Genomic DNA, 4,842 nt, shown 5'->3' with positions numbered 1-4,842 from the left:
GACATCGGCGCAGGGGACGCGTTCAGCGACGTACTGCCGAAGCTGTCGTCATGGCGTCGCCAGCGCAAGGAGCAGTCCGCCGTCGACGACTGGCGTTACGGCGTCACATGGAAAGCGATCCCCGGCATCTCCCAGGCGGACCCTGCCCGGAACGGCGTATGGCTGGTTCCGGTCAGCGCCGCGCAACTCGGCGACGACTGGGTGGCCGCCTGTCTGCGCGCGCTGACCGAGCGGGGCCTGACTCCACTGCCGGTCCCGGTCGAGTCGGCCATCGGCCGTGAGGACCTGACCGCGCAACTCGTGCGAGCGGTCGGCGACGAGAGCGTGGCGGGCGTCCTGTCACTGCTCGCCGTCGACGCCGAGACCGTTCCGGAGCCCGCCGCGCAGGCGGTCGCGATGCCCGTCGGCGTGACGCTGTCCGTACTGCTCGTCCAGGCTCTGGGCGACACGGACATCGGCGCCCCGCTGTGGTGCGCGACCCGGAACGCGGTGGGCGTTAGCTCCGCCGACGAGGTGGCAGACCCGTACCAGTCCTTGGTCTGGGGTCTGGGGCGGGTGGCGGCGCTGGAGCACTCGCGGCGCTGGGGCGGTCTCGTCGACCTTCCCGGCACGGTCGACGACCGGGTCGCCGACCGCCTCGCCGCGGTGCTCGGCCAGTCGGCCGAGGACCAGGTCGCGATCCGCGACCGCGGGGTGTTCGCACGGCGCCTGTCGCGTCTGCCCGCGGCCCGCAGCGGCCGTTCGTGGTCGCCGCGCGGCACCGTCCTGGTCACCGGTGGTACGGGTGCGCTCGGCGGGCACGTGGCCCGCTGGCTCGCCGGCGCGGGTGCGGAGCACCTGGTGCTCACCAGCCGCCGCGGTCTCGACGCCCCCGGCGCCGTCGACCTCAAGGGCGAACTGGAGGCGACGGGCGTGCGCGTGACCGTCGCCGCCTGTGACGTGGCCGACCGCGAGGCGCTGGCCGCGCTGCTCGCGGAGCACCCGGTGAACGCCGTCGTCCACACGGCCGGCAGCGCCGAGGCGGGCATGCTCGCCGAGACGAACCTGGGCGACTTCGCCGCGACGGTCGCCGCGAAGGCCCTCGGGGCCCTGCACCTCCACGAACTGCTCGGAGATCAGGAACTGGACGCCTTCGTCCTGTTCTCCTCCGTCTCCGGGGTGTGGGGAGGCGGCGGGCAGGCCGCGTACTCGGCCGCGAACGCCTTCCTCGACGGCCTGGCGCAGCACCGCCGTGCCCGGGGTCTTGCGGCGACGGCGATCGCCTGGGGCCCGTGGGGCGAGGGCGGAATGGTCGCCGACGCCGGGGACGAGGAGCGGCTGCGGCAGCGCGGTCTGACCGTGCTGCGGCCGGACCGGGCGATCTCCGCGCTGCACGGTGCGCTGAGCGGCGGTGACGGCACGCTCACCGTGGCCGACGTGGACTGGGCACGGTTCGTCGTCCCGTTCACCCTCAGCAGGCCGAGCGCGCTGCTGAGCGACCTGCCCGAGGTCAGGGACGCCCTCGCGGAGGAGCCCGCCGAGCAGGCCGCAGAGCCGTCCGCGCTCAGGGCGGAGCTGTCCACGCTCTCCGAAGACGAGCAGCAACGCCTGCTCGTGGACACGGTCTGCGTGCACGCGGCGGCAGTACTGGGCCACAGCGGATCCTCGGCGGTGGAACCGGACCTGGCGTTCCGGGACCTCGGCTTCGACTCCCTGACCGCGGTGGAGCTGCGCAACCTGCTCACCGCCGACACCGGCCTGACCCTGCCCGCGACGCTGGTCTTCGACCATCCGACGCCCGAGGCGATCGCCCGCCATCTGCGGAGCGAACTCGTCGGCGGGACGGGCCCGGACGAGGTGTCGGTGTTCAGCGAACTCGACCGGCTGGAGTCGGTGATCTCGATGTCCGCCTCCGCCGAGGAGACGGTCCGGACCGGGGTGCGGAGGCGGCTGCAGGAACTGTTGTCCCTGGTGAACTCCGCCGCGGGGCGAGGCGCGGAGACCGCCGAGGCGCAGCGGCAGCTCCAGGACGCGACGGTCGACGACATCTTCGATCTGATCGATCAAGATCTAGAAATTTCCTAGTTCTTGGCGCTCTACCTTTGACGACAGCCGAGGACGGATGAGGCGGATGAGCAGCAACGAAGACAGGCTTCTGGAGTATCTCAAGCGCGTCACCGGTGACCTTCGTCAGGCCCGGGAGCGCCTTCGCGAGGTCGAGGAGAAGGACCAGGAACCCATCGCGATCGTCGGTATGGCCTGCCGGTATCCGGGCGGGGTGCGTTCGCCGGAGGATCTGTGGGAGTTGGTGGTCTCCGGTGGTGACGCGGTCGGCGAGTTCCCGGCGGACCGGGGCTGGGACGTGGAGGACCTCTACGACCCGGACCCGGAGGCGACGGGGAAGACGTACGCGCGGCACGGCGGATTCCTTTACGGGGCGGGGGAGTTCGACCCGGGGTTCTTCGGGATCAGTCCGCGTGAGGCCGTGGCGATGGATCCGCAGCAGCGGTTGCTGCTGGAGACCACGTGGGAGACGTTCGAGCGGGCCGGCATCGACGCGGAGTCGGTGCGTGGCAGCCGTACCGCAGTCTTCGTCGGCTCCGGCTACCAGGACTACGTCAACCTCCTGGTCGGGATGGGCGGCGAGTCCGACGGCCATCTCGGGACCGGCAACTCCGCCAGCGTGATGTCCGGCCGTATCGCCTACACCTTCGGCCTGGAGGGCCCGGCGGTCACCGTCGACACGGCGTGCTCGTCCTCGCTGGTGGCGCTGCACTGGGCGATCCAGGCGCTGCGCGGCGGTGAGTGCTCCATGGCGCTGGCGGGCGGCGTGCAGGTGATGACCACGCCCACCGCGTTCGTGGAGTTCAGCCGTCAGCGCGGCCTGTCGCCCGACGGCCGGTGCAAGGCGTTCGGTGCCGGGGCCGACGGCACCGGCTGGGCGGAGGGTGTCGGCATGCTCCTGGTGGAGCGGCTGTCCGACGCCCGCCGCAACGGGCACGAGGTCCTGGCCGTCGTCCGCGGCAGCGCCGTCAACCAGGACGGGGCGTCCAACGGTCTGACCGCGCCCAACGGTCCCGCGCAGCAGCGGGTCATCCGCCAGGCCCTGGCATCGGCCGGCCTGTCTGCCGCCCAGATCGACGTCGTGGAGGCGCACGGTACGGGGACGACGCTGGGCGACCCGATCGAGGCGCAGGCACTTCTCGCCACGTACGGCCAGGAGCGACCCGAAGGACAGCCGCTGTGGCTGGGGTCGCTGAAGTCCAACATCGGCCACTCGCAGGCGGCCGCGGGTGTCGGCGGCATCATCAAGATGGTCATGGCCATGCGCCACGGCGTGCTGCCGCGGACCCTGCACGTGGACGAGCCGACGCCGCACGTGGACTGGTCGGCGGGCACGGTAAGGCTGTTGACCGAGGCCGTGCAGTGGCCGGAGACCGACCACCCGCGCCGGGCCGCCGTGTCGTCCTTCGGCGTCAGCGGCACCAACGCCCACACCATCGTCGAACAGGCCCCGCCGGCCCAGGGCGAGGAGCCCGCGGGGGCTCCCGCCGACGGCCCCCTGACATGGGTGCTCTCCGCCAGGAGCGACGCGGCGCTGCAGGCCCAGGCGGCCCGGCTGCTGCCCTTGGTACGGGGCGAGGTCCGGCCGCGGGACGTCGGGCTGTCGCTCGCCACGACCCGCGCGGCGATGCGTCACCGGGCCGCGGTCGTGGGGGAGAACCGCGAGGAACTCCTTCTAGGACTGGCGGACTTGGCCGCCGGGACCCCCTCTTCCCGGGTGCTGCTGGGGCGTCCGGCCGGCGGCAGGACCGGCTTCCTCTTCTCCGGGCAGGGTTCGCAGCGCATCGGCATGGGACGCGAGCTGTACGCGGCGTTCCCTGTCTTCGCCACGGCCTACGACGAGGTGTGCGCGCACTTGGACGCCCCGGTCGACGTCGTTGCCGCCACGCTGCACCGGACCGGGTGCACCCAGCCCGCGCTCTTCGCGGTCGAGGTGGCCCTGTTCCGGCTCCTCGAATCCCTGGGCGTCCGGCCCGACTTCGTAGGGGGTCACTCCGTGGGCGAGATCGCCGCCGCGCATGTGGCCGGCGCACTGTCCCTCGGCGACGCGGCGAAGCTGGTGTCCGCGCGTGCCGCGCTGATGCAGGCCCTGCCCGCGGGCGGCGTGATGGTCGCCGTGCAGGCCACCGAAGAGGAAGTCCTGCCCCACCTCACCGACGGGGTGAGCATCGCCGCCGTCAACGGCCCCTCGGCGGTGGTGGTTTCCGGCGACGAGACCGCGGCCCTGGCGATCGCCGCGGGCTTCGCCGAGCAGGGTCGCAAGACATCCCGGTTGAAGGTGAGTCACGCGTTCCATTCGCCGTTGATGGACCCGATGCTGGAGGAGTTCGCCGAGGTCGTCCGTGGCCTGGCCTTCGAGAAGCCGCAGTTACCTGTTGTCTCCAACCTCACGGGTCGGCTCGTCGAGGCGTACACCCCGGAGTACTGGGTGCGGCACGTGCGCGATGCCGTGCGCTTCGCCGACGGCATCAAGACCCTCGGCGAGCTGGGCGTGACCACGTTCGTGGAGATCGGCCCCGGCGGTGTGCTGAGCGGTATGGCTCAGGGCTGTGTGGACGACGTCGTCACCGTCCCCGTACTCCGTGCCGACCGCGCCGAGCGGCAGGCGCTCGTGACGGCCCTGGCCCAACTGCACACGCACGGCGTGTCCGTGGACTGGAACGCTTTCTTCGCCGGTGCGCGGAAGACCGATCTGCCGACCTACGCCTTCCAGCACGAGCGGTACTGGGTCGACGCCCCGGAAACCGCTGCCGCCGCCGTGGCGGATCCGGTGGATGCGGAGTTCTGGGAGACCGTCGA

General features: G+C 72.1%; 2 protein-coding genes. Both read left to right on the top strand.

Annotation, left to right across the window (positions count from 1 at the left end; genetic code table 11):
- The coding region (locus ABT085_RS43735) for a type I polyketide synthase (protein ID WP_351622023.1) at positions 1 to 2,064 on the top strand (2,064 nt) is incomplete at its 5' end.
- Between the two features lie 46 nt (positions 2,065 to 2,110).
- Positions 2,111 to 4,842 (top strand): type I polyketide synthase (locus ABT085_RS43730; protein ID WP_351622020.1); only part of this gene is annotated, 2,732 nt, incomplete at its 3' end.

Origin of the sequence: Streptomyces sp. NPDC002265 (genome assembly GCF_040296125.1) — a bacterium.
Classification (GTDB): domain Bacteria; phylum Actinomycetota; class Actinomycetes; order Streptomycetales; family Streptomycetaceae; genus Streptomyces.
The sequence above is the reverse complement of the archived record's forward strand: the minus strand, read 5'-3'. Positions and strand labels throughout refer to the sequence as shown.